This window comes from Enterobacter cloacae complex sp. ECL352, from assembly GCF_020149545.1.
Lineage (GTDB): Bacteria > Pseudomonadota > Gammaproteobacteria > Enterobacterales > Enterobacteriaceae > Enterobacter > Enterobacter asburiae_B.
Genome location: NZ_CP083709.1, coordinates 2,755,887 through 2,771,486, shown reverse-complemented (window position 1 = coordinate 2,771,486; position 15,600 = coordinate 2,755,887). Strand labels below are relative to the sequence as shown.

Sequence of the window (15,600 nt, the reverse complement as noted above, 5' to 3'; positions counted from 1 at the left end):
AAAAGGAATGGGATTATTCTTAAAAGTTAAGTTTGTACTACTCTCAACCAGGGAAATAAAAAAGCCCCGACTCGCGGGGCCTTCATTAACAGCAGTAAGAATTACTTCTTAGCAGCGCGTTCGAAGGAGGCGATGATTTCTGCTTTCGCCGCTTCTGCGTTGTCCCAGCCGTCAACTTTAACCCACTTGCCTTTTTCGAGGTCTTTGTAATGCTCGAAGAAGTGAGTGATCTGCGCTTTCAGCAGCTCTGGCAGGTCGTTCACATCTTTGATGTGATCGTATTCTTTGCTCAGCTTGGTGTGCGGTACCGCAACCAGCTTCGCATCTTCACCGGATTCGTCGGTCATTTTCAGCACGCCAACTGGACGGCAGCGAATGACGGAGCCTGGCTCCAGTGGGTATGGCGTTGGGACCAGCACGTCAACCGGGTCACCGTCCAGAGACAGGGTGTGGTTGATGTAACCGTAGTTGCACGGATAGAACATCGCGGTAGACATGAAACGGTCTACGAACAGGGCGCCGCTCTCTTTGTCCACTTCGTATTTGATCGGATCTGCGTTAGCCGGGATTTCGATAACTACGTAGATGTCTTCTGGCAGTTCTTTACCCGCTGGGACGTTGAGTAAGCTCATGTCGGTGTCCTTTAAAATGGATGGTAAACAAGTGGCAGGTATTATAGCCAACTCGCGCTGAATGTCTCCGCCTGTTTTCGCTTTCTCTCCCCGCTTTTCCCATTTTTCAGACCCTTTCCATGACAGAAAAATCCATAAACTCAGCCGCATTTTTCATGGTGAAATGAAAGCGATTACAAACTTGTGATTAACGTTTTATTCACTTTTCTGAAGTGTGATGTAACGCAATTCGTTACATATTTCATGGGCTATAGTCATTTCGCAGAACATCTTTTAACCAACAATAAACACCCCTACGAGGACGCTCATATGTGGAAGCGCTTACTTCTTGTCACAGCAGTTTCGGCAGCCATGTCGTCTATGGCGATGGCCGCTCCCTTAACCGTAGGTTTTTCGCAGGTCGGCTCTGAATCTGGCTGGCGAGCGGCAGAAACCAACGTTGCGAAAAGCGAGGCTCAGAAACGCGGCATTACCCTGAAAATCGCCGATGGTCAGCAAAAACAAGAGAATCAGATCAAAGCCGTGCGCTCCTTTATCGCCCAGGGCGTGGATGCCATCTTTATTGCACCCGTCGTGGCGACCGGCTGGGAACCCGTCCTGAAGGAAGCGAAAGACGCTGAGATCCCGGTCTTCCTGCTCGACCGTTCCATCGACGTTAAAGACAAATCCCTCTATATGACCACCGTGACCGCCAACAACGTGCTGGAAGGGCAATTGATTGGCGACTGGCTGGTGAAGCAGGTTGACGGCAAGCCGTGTAACGTCGTTGAGCTGCAGGGCACCGTGGGCGCGAGCGTGGCCATTGACCGTAAAAAAGGCTTTGCTGAGGCCATCGCTAAAGCGCCAAACATCAAGATTATCCGCTCTCAGTCCGGCGACTTTACGCGCAGTAAAGGTAAAGAGGTCATGGAGAGCTTCATTAAGGCTGAAAACAACGGCAAGAACATCTGCATGGTTTACGCCCACAACGATGACATGGTGATCGGTGCGATTCAGGCGATTAAAGAAGCGGGCCTGAAGCCGGGCAAAGATATCCTCACCGGCTCTATCGACGGCGTGCCGGACATCTACAAAGCGATGATCGACGGCGAAGCCAACGCCAGCGTGGAGCTGACGCCAAACATGGCGGGCCCGGCATTCGACGCGCTGGAGAAATTCAAGAAGGACGGCACGATGCCTGAGAAGGTGACGGTCACCAAGTCCACGCTCTACCTGCCTGACACGGCGAAAGAAGAGTTAGAGAAGAAGAAAAATATGGGCTACTAAGACCCGCGCCCCTCACCCCAGCCCTCTCCCCGGAGGGGAGAGGGAGAAAGGCAGGGCGGAGCTGGATATTAACAATTGGCACGATCAATCCCCTCTCCCCTCCGGGGAGAGGGTCAGGGTGAGGGGGAAAACCATGACCACTGAACAACACCAGGAAATCCTCCGCACAGAGGGCTTGAGTAAATTCTTCCCCGGCGTAAAGGCGCTGGATAACGTTGATTTCAGCCTGCGGCGCGGTGAGATTATGGCGCTGCTGGGCGAGAACGGCGCGGGAAAATCGACGCTGATTAAATCCCTGACCGGCGTTTATCACGCCGATCGCGGCACCATCTGGCTGGAAGGCAACGCCATTTCGCCGAAAAATACCGCCCATGCCCAGCTGCTGGGGATCGGGACGGTGTACCAGGAAGTAAACCTGCTGCCGAATATGTCGGTGGCGGATAATCTGTTTATTGGCCGTGAGCCGCGACGTTTTGGCCTGCTGCGCCGCAAAGAGATGGAGGCGCGGGCGACAAAGCTGATGGAGTCGTACGGCTTCTCCCTTGACGTCCGCGAGCCGCTGAACCGCTTTTCCGTGGCGATGCAGCAGATCGTCGCCATCTGTCGCGCGATCGATCTCTCCGCGAAGGTACTCATCCTCGACGAACCCACCGCCAGCCTCGATACCCAGGAAGTGGAGATGCTCTTTACCCTGATGCGCCAGCTGCGCGATCAGGGCGTCAGCCTGATCTTCGTTACCCACTTCCTCGATCAGGTATATGAGGTAAGCGATCGCATCACGGTGCTGCGCAACGGCAGCTTTGTCGGCTGCCGCGAAACCCGCGAGCTGCCGCAGATCGAGCTGGTGAAAATGATGCTGGGCCGCGAGCTGGAAACCAACGCCCTTCAGCGCGCCGGGCGCACGCTGCTCAGCGAGAAACCGGTCGCCGCGTTCAGCGATTACGGCAAGAAAGGCGTGATATCGCCGTTTAATCTGGAAGTCCGCCCGGGCGAAATTGTCGGGCTGGCGGGCCTGTTAGGATCCGGACGAACCGAAACCGCCGAGGTGATCTTCGGGATCAAGCCGGCCGACAGCGGCAGCGCGCTGATCAAGGGCAAACCGCAAACCTTACGATCCCCGCATCAGGCCTCCTGTCTGGGCGTCGGCTTCTGCCCGGAAGACCGAAAAACGGACGGCATTATTGCCGCGGCCTCGGTGCGGGAAAATATCATTCTGGCGCTGCAGGCCCAGCGCGGCTGGCTGCGCCCGATCCCCCGTAAAGAGCAAAACGCCATTGCCGAGCGCTTTATCCGTCAGCTGGGTATTCGTACCCCGAGCGCGGAACAGCCTATCGAGTTCCTCTCCGGCGGCAACCAGCAGAAGGTGCTGCTCTCCCGCTGGCTGCTGACCAAACCCCAGTTCCTGATCCTCGACGAACCGACCCGCGGCATTGACGTGGGGGCGCACGCCGAAATTATCCGGCTTATCGAAACCCTGTGCGCGGACGGTCTGGCGCTGCTGGTTATTTCGTCCGAGCTGGAGGAGCTGGTGGGATATGCCGATCGCGTCATCATCATGCGCGATCGCAAACAGGTGGCAGAGATCCCGCTGGATAAGCTGTCCGTTCCGGCGATCATGAATGCCATCGCGGCATAAGGAGTAAATCGTGATGCCCCGTTCGCTTTCGCAAACCGGTGAGTCAAAGCGCCGATTCAGCTGGCCAACCGGCACGCCGCAAATCGCAGCGCTGCTGGTGGTTCTGCTGGTTGATAGCCTGGTCGCGCCGCATTTCTTCCAGATTATCGTGCAGGATGGTCGCCTGTTTGGCAGCCCGATAGACATTCTAAACCGTGCCGCGCCGGTGGCGCTGCTGGCTATCGGGATGACGCTGGTCATCGCCACCGGCGGGATTGACCTCTCCGTCGGCGCGGTGATGGCCATCGCCGGGGCCACGGCAGCTTCCATGACCGTGTCCGGACACAGCCTGCCGGTGGTACTGCTGGCGGCCTTAGGCACCGGCGTGCTGGCCGGATTATGGAACGGCATTCTGGTGGCGGTGCTGAAAATTCAGCCCTTTGTCGCCACCCTTATCTTAATGGTGGCCGGGCGCGGCGTGGCGCAGCTGATTACCTCCGGGCAGATTGTCACCTTTAACTCGCCGAGCCTGGCGTGGATCGGGAGCGGCAACCTTCTGTTCTTCCCGACGCCGGTGATCGTTGCCCTGGTCACGCTCGTTGTCTTCTGGCTTTTCACCCGCAAAACGGCGCTGGGCATGTTCATTGAAGCCGTCGGGATCAACATCCGCGCCGCGCGCAACGCCGGGGTCAACACCCGGCTGATGGTGATGCTGACCTACGTGCTGAGCGGCGTCTGCGCCGCCATCGCCGGGGTCATCGTCGCGGCGGATATTCGCGGGGCCGATGCCAACAACGCGGGGCTCTGGCTGGAGCTGGACGCGATCCTCGCGGTGGTGATCGGCGGTGGATCGCTGATGGGCGGGCGCTTTAACCTGCTGCTCTCGGTGATTGGCGCGCTGATCATTCAGGGAATGAACACCGGGATCCTGCTTTCGGGGTTTCAGCCGGAACTCAACCAGGTGGTGAAAGCGGTGGTCGTGCTTTGCGTGCTGATCGTCCAGTCGCCGCGCTTTGTCAGCATCATTAAGGGGATCCGTGGCCATGATAAAACGTAATTTACCGTTGATGATCACGCTGGGCGTGTTTGTGCTGGGGTATCTCTACTGCCTCACCCAATTCCCCGGTTTTGCGTCGACGCGCGTGATTTGCAATATCCTGACCGATAACGCCTTTTTAGGCATCATCGCCGTCGGGATGACCTTTGTGATCCTCTCCGGCGGGATCGATCTCTCCGTTGGCTCGGTGATCGCGTTCACGGGCGTATTCCTCGCGAAGGCGATCGGCTTCTGGGGGATCTCTCCGCTGGTGGCGTTTCCGCTGGTGCTGGCGATGGGCTGCGCGTTTGGTGCCTTTATGGGGCTGCTTATCGACGCGTTAAAAATCCCGGCGTTTATCATTACCCTTGCGGGGATGTTCTTCCTGCGCGGGGTGAGCTACCTGGTGTCGGAAGAGTCGATTCCGATTAACCATCCGGTGTACGACACGCTCTCCAGCCTGGCGTGGAAAATTCCCGGCGGCGGCCGCCTGAGCGCGATGGGGCTGCTGATGCTGGGCGTGGTGGTGATTGGCATCTTCCTCGCCCACCGTACCCGGTTTGGCAACCAGGTTTACGCCATCGGCGGTAACGCCACGTCGGCAAACCTGATGGGGATCTCCACCCGCAGCACCACCATCCGCATCTATATGCTCTCGACCGGCCTGGCGACGCTGGCGGGGATCGTCTTCTCGGTGTATACCCAGGCGGGCTATGCCCTTGCAGGCGTGGGCGTTGAGCTGGATGCGATTGCTTCTGTGGTCATTGGCGGCACGCTGCTCAGCGGCGGGGTGGGGACGGTGCTGGGAACGCTGTTCGGCGTGGCGATCCAGGGGCTGATACAAACCTATATCAACTTTGACGGCACGCTCAGCTCCTGGTGGACGAAGATCGCCATCGGCATTCTGCTGTTTATTTTTATTGCCCTGCAGCGTGGCCTGACGGTGCTCTGGGAGAACCGTCAAAGCTCGCCTGTTACTCGCGTAAACACATCGGTAACAGAGCGATAACACGCTGAATTTGCTTAAAGTCTAAACATTTTCCGGTAGCGGCCGATACTCTTTTTTTATGCCCAGAAATATCTCGCTACCGGAAATAATATCATGCTTAAAACGCTATCGATTCGTACCGGCTTGCTCTCTTTACTGGCCGTTATGACCCTTCTGCTGCTGATTGTCAGCGGCATTGGCATTTATGCCCTCACACAGAGTTCTTCTTCACTGCAGCGTATTAATCACCTTCAGGGTGAGCAGATGGTGCAGCTTAATTCAGGCTATACGCTGATCCTGCGCGCGCGCAATGAGGCGGGCCAGGCCGTCCGCATGATGGAAATCGGCATGCTGGACGATGCGGCCAAAGCGGTAAAAAACATCAATCAGGAAGTTGCCCTGGCCCAGAAAACGCTGAAAGGCGTGATCGACGGCGGCGTGGCTGACGAGCAGGGGCAACAGCTGCTCGATAAAGTGGCGGCCAGCCTGGCGACGTATAGCCAGCAGGGGATCAACCCGATGCTGAAAACCCTGAATGACCAGAGCGCGGACGGGTATTACGATCTGCTGGAGAAGACGCTGATTCCGGTGGCGAAGCAGTTTGATAACGATATGCAGGCGTTCCAGAAATGGAGCGAAGCGCGTGGTCAGGCGGAAGTGAGCGCCGTGCAGGCGAGTAAAACCCGCGTACTGATCCTGATTATCGTCGCAGCGCTGCTGACGGCGGGTATTATCGTGCTCGCGTGGCTGGTGCTGCGCCATATGCTGCTCAAGCCGCTTTCGGCATCGATCGCTCAGCTGGAGAACGTGGCTGCGGGGGATTTAACCCATACGCTGAATGCCCCCGCGAGCCAGGAGTTTAACCGCCTCAACGCGGTGATAGAGGAGATGCGACAGTCGCTGATGAACTCGGTTATGCGGGTACGCGATGCCAGCTCGCAAATTGACACCGGTAGCCGCGAGCTGACGCTGGGAAACCGCGATCTTGCCGAGCGTACGGAATCCACCGCCACGTCGCTGGAGCAGACGGCGGCCAGCATGGAACAGATCACCGCGACGGTGAAGCTCAACGCCGATAACGCCGAGCAGGCGCACCAGCTGGCGAAGTCGGTGTCCGACACGGCCGATCACGGCAGCGAAATGGTTTGCTACGTAATTGAAAAAATGCGCGATATCTCCGGCAGCTCGGCGCGCATCGCCGACATCCTGAGCGTGATCGACGGTATTGCCTTCCAGACCAATATCCTGGCGCTTAACGCCTCCGTGGAAGCGGCGCGCGCGGGCGAGCAGGGGCGCGGGTTTGCCGTCGTCGCGGGCGAAGTGCGAAACCTTGCCAGCCGCAGTGCCGACGCGGCGAAAGAGATCCGATCGCTTATCAGTGATTCGCAGACCCACGTTAACGAGGGCAGCGAGCTGGCCCAGCAGGCCGGCGAAACCATGGACGAAATCGCAACAGAAGTGCTGCGCATGACCAAACTGATGCGTGAGATTGCGACCGCGTCTCAGGAGCAGAGCCGCGGCATTGAGCAGGTGAATATTGCGGTGAATCAGATGGACGAAACCGCGCAGCAGAATGCGGCGCTGGTGCAGCAATCCTCCGCCGCGACCCGCTCTCTTGAGGAGCAGTCGCGTCAGCTGATGGAAGCCATGTCATCATTCAAAGTGACGACTCAGACCGCTGCATAATATTACCCAGCCCCGGTACGTTCTGTGCCGGGGTTTTATTTTTTCCGGAATTAACTGCCGCAATATTATCGTGAATTTCACCCATTAATATTTCCAGTGAGCTGGTTAAGGCTAACGCCTTTTCCGTCGGTTCAAGATATAAACCTTTGCGGAAAAATAACGGTTCATCAAAGAGTTGATTAAAACGCTTTAGGGCCAGACTCACCGCCGGACGTGACATCTCCAGACGCAAAGAGGCTTTAGCCATGCTGCCGCAGCGGACGATTTCAATAAATACAGGGATAAGATTTAAATCAATGCCGGTATTAGCACGGGAATAATTGTTCATTGCGATTCTGCTCCACGAAATATCTGTCAAACTGTTATGGAAATAATGCAGGAGCAGTGGTGAATATTAAAGCATGTTTTTTATAAACACTTATACGGTAAAATATATAAATGAACAGGGGAGCCAGAACGGCTCCCCTGTAGAGAGGCATTACGCGTCCGGGTACTCACGGATAAAACGTTCAACGTCTTCAACCATGTGGTTGTTGCCGACGAAGAATGAACGGCGCTGGTGAAGGCTTTCCGGCACGATATCCAGAATACGCTCTTTACCGTCGCTCGCCTTGCCGCCCGCCTGTTCGGCGAGGAACGCCATCGGGTTGCACTCGTACAGCAGGCGCAGCTTCCCGTCCGGGTGGCTGGCGGTGCTTGGGTAGAGGTAGATACCGCCTTTCAGCAGGTTACGGTGGAAATCCGCGACCAGAGAGCCAATATAGCGGGACGTGTACGGGCGCTGGGTCGCTTTATCTTCTTCCTGGCAGAATTTAATGTACTTCTTCACGCCGTTCGGGAAGCGGATGTAGTTGCCTTCGTTGATGGAGTAGGTGTTGCCCTTCTCCGGGAAGCGCATGCGTTCCTGGCTCAGGCAGAAAACGCCCAGTGAAGGATCGTACGTAAAGGCGTGAACTCCGCAGCCGGTGGTGTACACCAGCATGGTGGAGGAGCCATAAACGACGTAACCGGCAGCAACCTGGTTAATGCCCGGCTGCAGGAAATCTTCTTCGGTTACCGGCGTGCCAACAGGCGTGACGCGGCGGTAGATGGAGAAAATGGTACCGACAGAAACGTTAACGTCGATGTTTGAGGAGCCGTCGAGCGGATCCATCAGAACAACGTATTTAGCGTGTTCACACCCTTCGAAAACAACAATTTCATCTTCTTCTTCAGAGGCGATACCCGCAACGATGTCGCGCGCGCGCAGTGCAGCTTTCAATTTTTCATTTGCGAACAGATCGAGCTTCTGTTGAACCTCGCCCTGAACGTTCTCGGCACCGCTGGCACCCAGGATATCGACCAGACCGGCCTTGTTGATATCGCGGTGGATGATCTTAGCGCCCAGCTTTATTGCCGACAGCAAAGCAGTGAGTTCACCGGTAGCATGAGAGAACTCGTGCTGCTTTTCGACAATAAATTCACCTAACGTTTTCATAACACTTTCCCTGCATCTTTGTGAGTAGAGCGATTGTATGTTCACTAAAACGACTAAAGCCCAACAATCTTAACAAACATTCAAATATTAGCGCAGAGGTGAATCGCGCCAGCAACATACGGATTTACCTGAAATGCGTTTCACAGCCGCTAACATGTGAGTAAAATGTGCGCCACATTGAAGAAGGATAGTGACGTATGCGCATTCATATATTGGGGATTTGTGGCACTTTCATGGGCGGACTGGCAATGCTGGCGCGCTCGCTGGGCCATGAAGTGACAGGTTCGGACGCCAATGTGTATCCGCCAATGAGCACACTTCTGGAGAAACAGGGCATCTCGTTAATTCAGGGCTACGATGCCAGCCAGCTGGATCCCGAGCCGGACCTGGTGATCATCGGCAACGCCATGACCCGCGGCAATCCGTGCGTCGAGGCGGTTCTGGAACGCAATATTCCGTTCATGTCCGGCCCGCAGTGGCTGCATGACTTCGTCCTGCGCGACCGCTGGGTGGTTGCCGTTGCCGGTACCCATGGCAAAACCACGACCGCGGGCATGGCGACCTGGATCCTCGAAGCCTGCGGCTACAAGCCGGGCTTCGTGATTGGCGGCGTACCGGGTAATTTCGACGTTTCTGCGCGTCTGGGTGACAGCCCGTTCTTCGTGATCGAAGCCGACGAATACGACTGCGCGTTCTTCGACAAGCGCTCCAAGTTCGTGCATTACTGCCCGCGCACGCTGATCCTCAACAACCTTGAGTTCGACCACGCGGATATTTTTGACGACCTGAAAGCGATCCAGAAACAGTTCCACCACCTGGTGCGCATTGTTCCGGGCCAGGGGCGCATCATCCTGCCGGAGAACGACATCAACCTGAAGCAGACGATGGCGATGGGCTGCTGGAGCGAGCAGGAGCTGGTGGGCGAGCAGGGCCACTGGCAGGCGAAGAAACTCAACGCCGATGCCTCCGAGTGGGAAGTGCTGCTCGACGGTGAAAAAGTGGGTGAGGTGAAGTGGGGCCTGGTGGGCGAGCACAACATGCACAACGGCCTGATGGCTATTGCTGCGGCGCGTCACGTTGGCGTTCTGCCTGCGGATGCGGCCAATGCGCTGGGCTCGTTCATTAACGCCCGTCGCCGTCTGGAACTGCGCGGTGAAGCCCACGGCGTTACCGTATATGACGATTTTGCACACCACCCAACGGCCATTCTGGCAACGCTTGCCGCCCTGCGCGGCAAGGTCGGCGGGACAGCCCGCATCCTCGCGGTGCTGGAACCGCGCTCGAACACCATGAAGATGGGCATCTGCAAAGATGATCTCGCGCCGTCGTTAGGACGTGCCGATGAGGTCTTCCTGCTGCAGCCGCAGCATATTCCGTGGCAGGTGGCCGAAGTGGCCGATGCCTGCATTCAGCCCGCGCACTGGAGCGCGGATGTGGATGCGCTCGCGGATATGGTGGTGAAAGCCGCTCAGCCTGGCGATCACATTCTGGTGATGAGCAACGGCGGTTTTGGTGGGATCCATCAGAAGCTGCTGGACGGTCTGGCGAAGAAAGCGGAAGCGGCAGCCGCAGAGTAAAAAAAGCCCGGTGGCGCTTGCGCTTACCGGGCCTACATTCTTTCCTCCCTCGCCCTCCGGGGAGGGGGGAACTGATTACTCTTCGTTCTCAGACAGCTCGCGCAGATACTGGAAAATCAGGCGCGCAGACTTCGGCGGCTTATTCCCTTCTTTCTCTTTCTGCGCGTTGCGGATCAAAGAACGCAGCTGCTGGCGGTCGGCATCCGGCCACAGGTTCAGCACTTCCGGTACGGCATCATCACCCTGTTCAATCAGGCGATCGCGGATCTGCTCAAGCTTGTGGAAAAACGCAACCTGCTGGTTGTGGCGGTTTTTCAGCTTGTCGAGCGCCTGGCGGATCGGATCGACGTCGCGCTGACGCAGCATTTTCCCGATAAGCTGAAGCTGGCGACGACGGCCTTCTTTCTTGATTTTCTGTGCCAGTTCAATGGCATCACGCAGATCCTGGTCGAGCGGGATCTTGTCCAGCGCGTTTTTACCCAGTTCTACCATTTCCGCGCCAAGCTGTTTTAACTCTTCGGCGTCACGTTTAATTTCACTTTTACTGACCCAGATGATCTCATCATCTTCGTCTTCGATGTCATCACCGGGAACGTCGTCGAGCCAGTCTTCGGGCTGCTTAGTCATGTCAGGCTCCTTAAAAAAAGAGGCTAATGTTACCAGTTAAGACGCGCACTGAAAAACGGTTCTCTGTTAGACTTCAGATAACTCTCTCTTACAGTATGGCATTTGCGATGAAAGTAACCTCACAAGTTGAAGCGCAGCGTAAGATTCTGGAAGAAGCCGTCTCCACCGCGCTGATGCTTGCTTCAGAAAAATCAGATGGCGCCGAAGTGGCGGTCAGCAAAACCACCGGCATCAGCGTGAGTACCCGCTATGGTGAAGTGGAGAACGTAGAATTCAACAGCGATGGCGCGCTTGGGATCACGGTGTATCACCAGAACCGCAAAGGCAGCGCGTCATCTACCGATCTCAGCCCGGATGCCATTGCCCGTACGGTGCAGGCGGCGCTGGATATCGCCCGTTATACCTCTCCGGATCCTTACGCAGGCGTGGCGGATAAAGACCTGCTGGCGTTTGACGCGCCGGATCTCGATCTTTTCCACCCGGCGGAAGTAACCCCGGACGAAGCGATCGAACTGGCCGCGCGCGCCGAGCAGGCTTCCCTGCAGGCCGATAAGCGCATCACCAATACCGAAGGCGGCAGCTTCAACAGCCACTACGGCATCAAAGTCTTCGGCAACAGCCACGGCATGCTGCAGGGCTACTGCTCCACCCGTCATTCTCTCTCCAGCTGCGTGATCGCCGAAGAGAACGGTGACATGGAGCGCGACTACGCCTACACCATTGGCCGCGCGCTGGGGGATTTGCAGTCTCCTGAGTGGGTGGGTAAAGAGTGTGCCGAACGCACGCTGTCACGCCTGTCGCCGCGTAAACTCTCCACCATGAAGGCCCCGGTTATTTTTGCCAACGAAGTGGCGACCGGTCTGTTTGGCCATCTGGTGGGCGCTATCGCGGGCGGCTCGGTTTACCGTAAATCGACCTTCCTGCTCGACTCGCTGGGCAAGCAGATCCTGCCGGAATGGCTCACCATTGAAGAACATCCGCACCTGCTGAAAGGGCTGGCCTCCACGCCGTTCGACAGCGAAGGCGTGCGCACCGAACGTCGCGATATCATCAAAGACGGTATTCTGACCCAGTGGCTGCTGACCAACTACTCCGCGCGCAAGCTGGGGCTGAAAAGCACCGGACACGCTGGCGGCATCCACAACTGGCGCATTGCCGGTCAGGGCCTGAACTTTGAGCAGATGCTGAAAGAGATGGGCACAGGTCTGGTGGTCACCGAGCTGATGGGCCAGGGCGTAAGCGGCATTACCGGAGACTACTCGCGCGGTGCGGCGGGCTTCTGGGTGGAAAACGGCGAAATTCAGTATCCGGTGAGCGAAATTACTATCGCCGGCAACCTGAAGGACATGTGGCGCAATATCGTTACGGTCGGTAACGATATTGAAACACGTAGCAATATACAGTGTGGTTCTGTACTTCTGCCGGAAATGAAAATCGCCGGTCAGTAATACCCGTAAAGGCGTTTTAATAATAAAAAAGGAAGTGAGCAATGCGTAAACATCTGTTAGCGATCGTCGCGGCTTCAACGCTGGTTCTTGGCTCTTCTGCGTTTGCTGCCGATCTTGAAGACGACATGGGCATCCTCGGTCAAAACCTGAAGGTGGTACAGAAAACCGACAATGCGGCTGAAATGAAAGACGCGCTGACCAAAATGCGTGAAGCGGCGCTCGACGCACAAAAAGCGACGCCTCCGAAGCTGGAAAGCAAAGCGGCAGACAGCGCAGAAATGAAAGACTATCGCCACGGCTTTGACGTGCTGGTCGGCCAGATCGACGGCGCGCTGAAGCTGGCTAACGAAGGCAAAGTGAAGGAAGCCCAGGCGGCGGCCGAGCAGTTTGTGACGACCCGCAACACGTATCACCAGAAATACCGTTAACCGATCGCGCATTTGACAAACAACCAGCGGGGGCCGGCGGCCCCCGTTTTTTTTACGTGGTAATAAGTAAACCCTATCGCCATCACATTTTTGCGTCACCGCGCCTGAACGTTTCGTTTCCCCGGCGCGCGTTTTGCCGCTGGAATACGTGATATTCATCACGCAAATACCGGGATTAATTCAGATTCACCGCATTTATGTGGCACAGATCACTGCTGCGGCTCGCCTTTCCACTTCGAAGTGGAAAACAACTCGCTACAAACAATTCCCCCCCAACGTTAGTTTTATTCCAGAGCCATTAACGGGGTAAGACCAGTGATTAACGGAGCGGTAATGAACGACGTTGGGGAACAGGCAGAGCAAAAAGAACAGCTCGCGAACACCATGCTGCAGCAGGTTTATGCCCTGCTGGCCCGGAACAACATCATCCCCAATGCGGTACAGGAGCAGATGCTCACCTCCCACGTGCGCGCAATGGCGCACCGGTCCGTGACCGGCGAGCCGCTGCCGGAGGTTGAAGCAGAGCTGTTTGACGAAATTTCACCGGATTCAATGCGGCTCGCCCGTGAAGTGGTCGCGCAGTTTGGCAATCTTCCTGATGAAGAAGCCTGGCTGCTCTCCGTTCACTTTGAAGTCGCGAAAGACAACCTTTAAGGAGCAACACATGGAACAGATTACAGTCGTGATTGGCGATCGCCTGGGTAAAGGTCAGAAAGTGGCTGCCGGTGTGGAAAAAGCAGGTGGACGCGCGGTGGTTGTACCGGGCATGGCGGCGGACATGAAGCTCGGCGACGTGATGAAAGCGGAAAGCGCCACCTTCGGCATCTCCTTCTGCGGCAGCGGCGGCGCGGGTGCCATCACGGCCCAAACCAAATATGGCTACAAGGCCAAATACGGCATGCGTTCGGTGGAAGAGGGCGTGACCGCCATCAACGAAGGCTGCAACGTGCTGGGCTTCGGCTTTATGGATAAAGAAGAGCTGGGCGAGCGTCTGGTGCAGGCGTGGCAGAAGAAATACGGCGCATAAGCATGAAAGAACAGTTCACAACCACGGTGAGAGTGAAGGGCAAAGGCGACGCCAAAGCGCGCGCCTTTGCCGACGCGCTCAACCACGTTCAGGCCGCGGTGATGAAAGCCTCACCGCATATCTTACTGCGTATTGAGCCACAGGATGTGCAGGTCGTTCAGGCGCAAGAAGCGGTGCGAAAAGAAGCGTTTCTGTTCTTCTTTCTGCGCCGGGAAAGACGCACCTACAGCGTGGAGCTGGATGTGACCGTCAACGTGACCGCTATCAATCTTGACCAGGTGGATTTCGTCACGCAACGCTGATTATTCATAAAAGGGCAGACTGATGTTCTTAATTATATTAATAAAATCGCTCATCATTGGCGGCCTGGTTGGCGTCGGTGTTGGCGCCGGGGCTGCACGCATGTTTCATGCGCCTACCACTCAGGGTATGGGCGCGTTTCGTACGTTGGGGGAACTGAACTCCTGTGAAGGGGATCCGGCGTCCCACTTCTCCTTTGGGTTAGGTTTCTTCTTTAACGCCTGGGCCTCTTCCGTGGCCGCAGGTGCCTTCACACAGGACGTTGACCACCGCATCATCCCGAACTGGGGTGCTGCTGCACTGATGATCAAAAACCGTAACGTCGGCGAAACGCTGCACGACCCGCGCAAAATGGCGATTGCCTGCGGCGTGATTGGCATGCTCGTCGTCACCTTCCTGAACCTGACCGCCTCCTCCGTGCCGGCAGCGCTTCAGGTCACCGCCGTGAAGGTGCTGGTACCGGCGGCAAACCTGCTGGTCAACACCGTCATGCCGGTGATCTTCTGGCTGGCGGCCATCGACGCGGGTAAAAAATCGGGCTTCTGGGCCACCATCTTTGGCGGCGCGGCGCAGCTGATTATGGGGAACGCCGTACCGGGCCTGGTGCTGGGGATCCTGATCGGGAAAGGCGTGGAAGAGAGCGGCTGGAACCACGTCACCAAAGTGATGATGGCGGCGATCGTCCTGCTCTTCGTGCTGAGCGGCTTCTTCCGCGGCTTCGACATGAAGATGATCGAATCCTTCCATCTGACCGTGCCGAACTGGCTCGACATGATCCACAACTCGCTCAGCGGTAAATAACAGGAGCCTCTACATGGAACAGAATAAAGGTTTTTGGTATGCCGACTGGTCGTTCCCGATCTTCGTTGGCCTGCTCTCCTCCGGCGTTTTCGCCGGGACGCACATGTACTACCTCTACGGCATCGGCGCGTTTAACGAAGTGGCCTTCGTGGCGATGCTGAAAGCGGGGATCGATACCGGCGTTTACGGCGCGGTGGCGGCGTTCGGCGCGAGCTTCCTGTTCGCCCGCATTATCGAAGGGTCGCTGGTGGGTATTCTCGACATCGGCGGCGCCATCCAGACCGGCGTGGGCCTCGGCGTTCCGGCGCTGCTGCTGGGCGCGGGCATCATGTTCCCGGTGACCAACTTCATTGCCGCGCTGATTACCGGCCTGGTGATTGGTCTGGCGATTGGCTACGTCATCATCCTGGCGCGTAAGTTCACCATCAACCAGAGCAACTCCACCTACGGTGCAGACGTGATGATGGGCGCGGGTAACGCCTCCGGCCGCTTCCTCGGGCCGTTGATTATCCTCAGCGCCATGACCGCCTCCATTCCTATCGGCGTCGGTTCCCTGCTGGGTGCGCTGGTGTTCTACATCTGGCAGAAGCCGATCACCGGTGGCGCGATCCTCGGCGCAATGCTGTTGGGCTGGCTGTTCCCGGTCGCCCTTTAATACCCGCGGGCGCTCAGGCGCCCGCCTTATCAGGAGA

17 protein-coding genes are annotated in these 15,600 nt (G+C 56.9%); 13 read left to right on the top strand and 4 right to left on the bottom strand.

Annotated features, from left to right (window positions below; all coding sequences use genetic code 11):
* Window positions 1–101: 101 nt before the first annotated feature.
* Window positions 102–632 carry an inorganic diphosphatase gene (gene ppa, locus LBF07_RS13470; RefSeq protein ID WP_010427397.1) on the bottom strand — a complete coding sequence of 177 codons (531 nt, stop codon included), beginning with the start codon at window positions 630–632 and terminating at the stop codon, window positions 102–104.
* A 309-nt stretch (window positions 633–941) separates the two neighbouring features.
* Between ppa and ytfQ the strand changes: the two genes are divergently transcribed.
* The 5 genes from ytfQ (at window position 942) to LBF07_RS13445 (ending at window position 7,223) form a co-directional block, all read left to right on the top strand.
* Complete coding sequence (gene ytfQ, locus LBF07_RS13465; protein WP_014882271.1) at window positions 942–1,898, top strand: galactofuranose ABC transporter substrate-binding protein YtfQ; 957 nt, start codon at window positions 942–944, stop codon at window positions 1,896–1,898.
* 133 nt (window positions 1,899–2,031) lie between these two features.
* Window positions 2,032–3,534 carry a galactofuranose ABC transporter, ATP-binding protein YtfR gene (gene ytfR, locus LBF07_RS13460; RefSeq protein ID WP_094935140.1) on the top strand — a complete coding sequence of 501 codons (1,503 nt, stop codon included), beginning with the start codon at window positions 2,032–2,034 and terminating at the stop codon, window positions 3,532–3,534.
* Window positions 3,535–3,544: 10 nt separating this feature from the next.
* Window positions 3,545–4,570 (top strand): galactofuranose ABC transporter, ATP-binding protein YtfT, encoded by a 1,026-nt coding sequence (gene ytfT, locus LBF07_RS13455; protein ID WP_165356711.1) that lies wholly within the window; start codon window positions 3,545–3,547, stop codon window positions 4,568–4,570.
* Window positions 4,557–5,558: a galactofuranose ABC transporter, permease protein YjfF gene (gene yjfF, locus LBF07_RS13450; RefSeq protein ID WP_023293434.1), complete on the top strand. Its 1,002-nt coding sequence runs from the start codon at window positions 4,557–4,559 to the stop codon at window positions 5,556–5,558. Before ytfT ends, yjfF begins: the two co-directional genes overlap by 14 nt.
* Before the next feature lie 93 nt (window positions 5,559–5,651).
* Window positions 5,652–7,223, top strand: coding sequence for a methyl-accepting chemotaxis protein (locus tag LBF07_RS13445; RefSeq protein WP_033144491.1), 1,572 nt, complete (start codon window positions 5,652–5,654; stop codon window positions 7,221–7,223).
* Here LBF07_RS13445 and LBF07_RS13440 read toward each other — a convergent pair.
* Both LBF07_RS13440 and fbp read right to left on the bottom strand, forming a co-directional pair.
* Window positions 7,195–7,551, bottom strand: a complete 357-nt coding sequence (locus LBF07_RS13440; RefSeq protein WP_033144492.1) for a LysR family transcriptional regulator — start codon at window positions 7,549–7,551, stop codon at window positions 7,195–7,197. The genes LBF07_RS13445 and LBF07_RS13440 overlap by 29 nt on opposite strands.
* A 150-nt stretch (window positions 7,552–7,701) precedes the next feature.
* Window positions 7,702–8,700, bottom strand: coding sequence for a class 1 fructose-bisphosphatase (fbp, locus tag LBF07_RS13435; RefSeq protein ID WP_023310178.1), 999 nt, complete (start codon window positions 8,698–8,700; stop codon window positions 7,702–7,704).
* Between the two features lie 197 nt (window positions 8,701–8,897).
* On the opposite strand from fbp, the gene mpl reads away from it, so the two are divergent.
* A complete protein-coding gene (gene mpl / locus LBF07_RS13430) occupies window positions 8,898–10,277 on the top strand; it encodes a UDP-N-acetylmuramate:L-alanyl-gamma-D-glutamyl-meso-diaminopimelate ligase (protein ID WP_029739256.1) in 1,380 nt (459 codons plus the stop codon).
* Window positions 10,278–10,352: 75 nt separating this feature from the next.
* Here the strand turns inward: mpl and yjgA are convergent, their stop codons facing one another.
* Complete coding sequence (yjgA, locus tag LBF07_RS13425; RefSeq protein ID WP_029739257.1) at window positions 10,353–10,904, bottom strand: ribosome biogenesis factor YjgA; 552 nt, start codon at window positions 10,902–10,904, stop codon at window positions 10,353–10,355.
* Between the two features lie 95 nt (window positions 10,905–10,999).
* On the opposite strand from yjgA, the gene pmbA reads away from it, so the two are divergent.
* The 7 genes from pmbA (at window position 11,000) to LBF07_RS13390 (ending at window position 15,563) form a co-directional block, all read left to right on the top strand.
* Window positions 11,000–12,352 (top strand): metalloprotease PmbA, encoded by a 1,353-nt coding sequence (gene pmbA, locus LBF07_RS13420; RefSeq protein ID WP_023310180.1) that lies wholly within the window; start codon window positions 11,000–11,002, stop codon window positions 12,350–12,352.
* Window positions 12,353–12,393: 41 nt separating this feature from the next.
* Window positions 12,394–12,780 (top strand): cytochrome b562, encoded by a 387-nt coding sequence (cybC, locus tag LBF07_RS13415; RefSeq protein WP_023334302.1) that lies wholly within the window; start codon window positions 12,394–12,396, stop codon window positions 12,778–12,780.
* Window positions 12,781–13,095: 315 nt separating this feature from the next.
* On the top strand, window positions 13,096–13,434 hold the full coding sequence (locus tag LBF07_RS13410) for a glycine dehydrogenase (protein WP_094935142.1): 339 nt from the start codon (window positions 13,096–13,098) through the stop codon (window positions 13,432–13,434).
* Window positions 13,435–13,444: 10 nt separating this feature from the next.
* On the top strand, window positions 13,445–13,807 hold the full coding sequence (locus LBF07_RS13405) for an SFCGS family glycine-rich protein (protein WP_094935143.1): 363 nt from the start codon (window positions 13,445–13,447) through the stop codon (window positions 13,805–13,807).
* A gap of 2 nt (window positions 13,808–13,809) precedes the next feature.
* Window positions 13,810–14,109 (top strand): DUF4312 family protein, encoded by a 300-nt coding sequence (locus tag LBF07_RS13400; protein WP_006810338.1) that lies wholly within the window; start codon window positions 13,810–13,812, stop codon window positions 14,107–14,109.
* A 22-nt stretch (window positions 14,110–14,131) separates the two neighbouring features.
* The gene (locus tag LBF07_RS13395; RefSeq protein ID WP_023310182.1) at window positions 14,132–14,908 is read left to right on the top strand and encodes a DUF4311 domain-containing protein; all 777 of its coding nucleotides are present in this window, start codon (window positions 14,132–14,134) and stop codon (window positions 14,906–14,908) included.
* 13 nt (window positions 14,909–14,921) lie between these two features.
* On the top strand, window positions 14,922–15,563 hold the full coding sequence (locus LBF07_RS13390) for a DUF4310 family protein (protein ID WP_023310183.1): 642 nt from the start codon (window positions 14,922–14,924) through the stop codon (window positions 15,561–15,563).
* The last annotated feature ends 37 nt before the right edge of the window (window positions 15,564–15,600 follow it).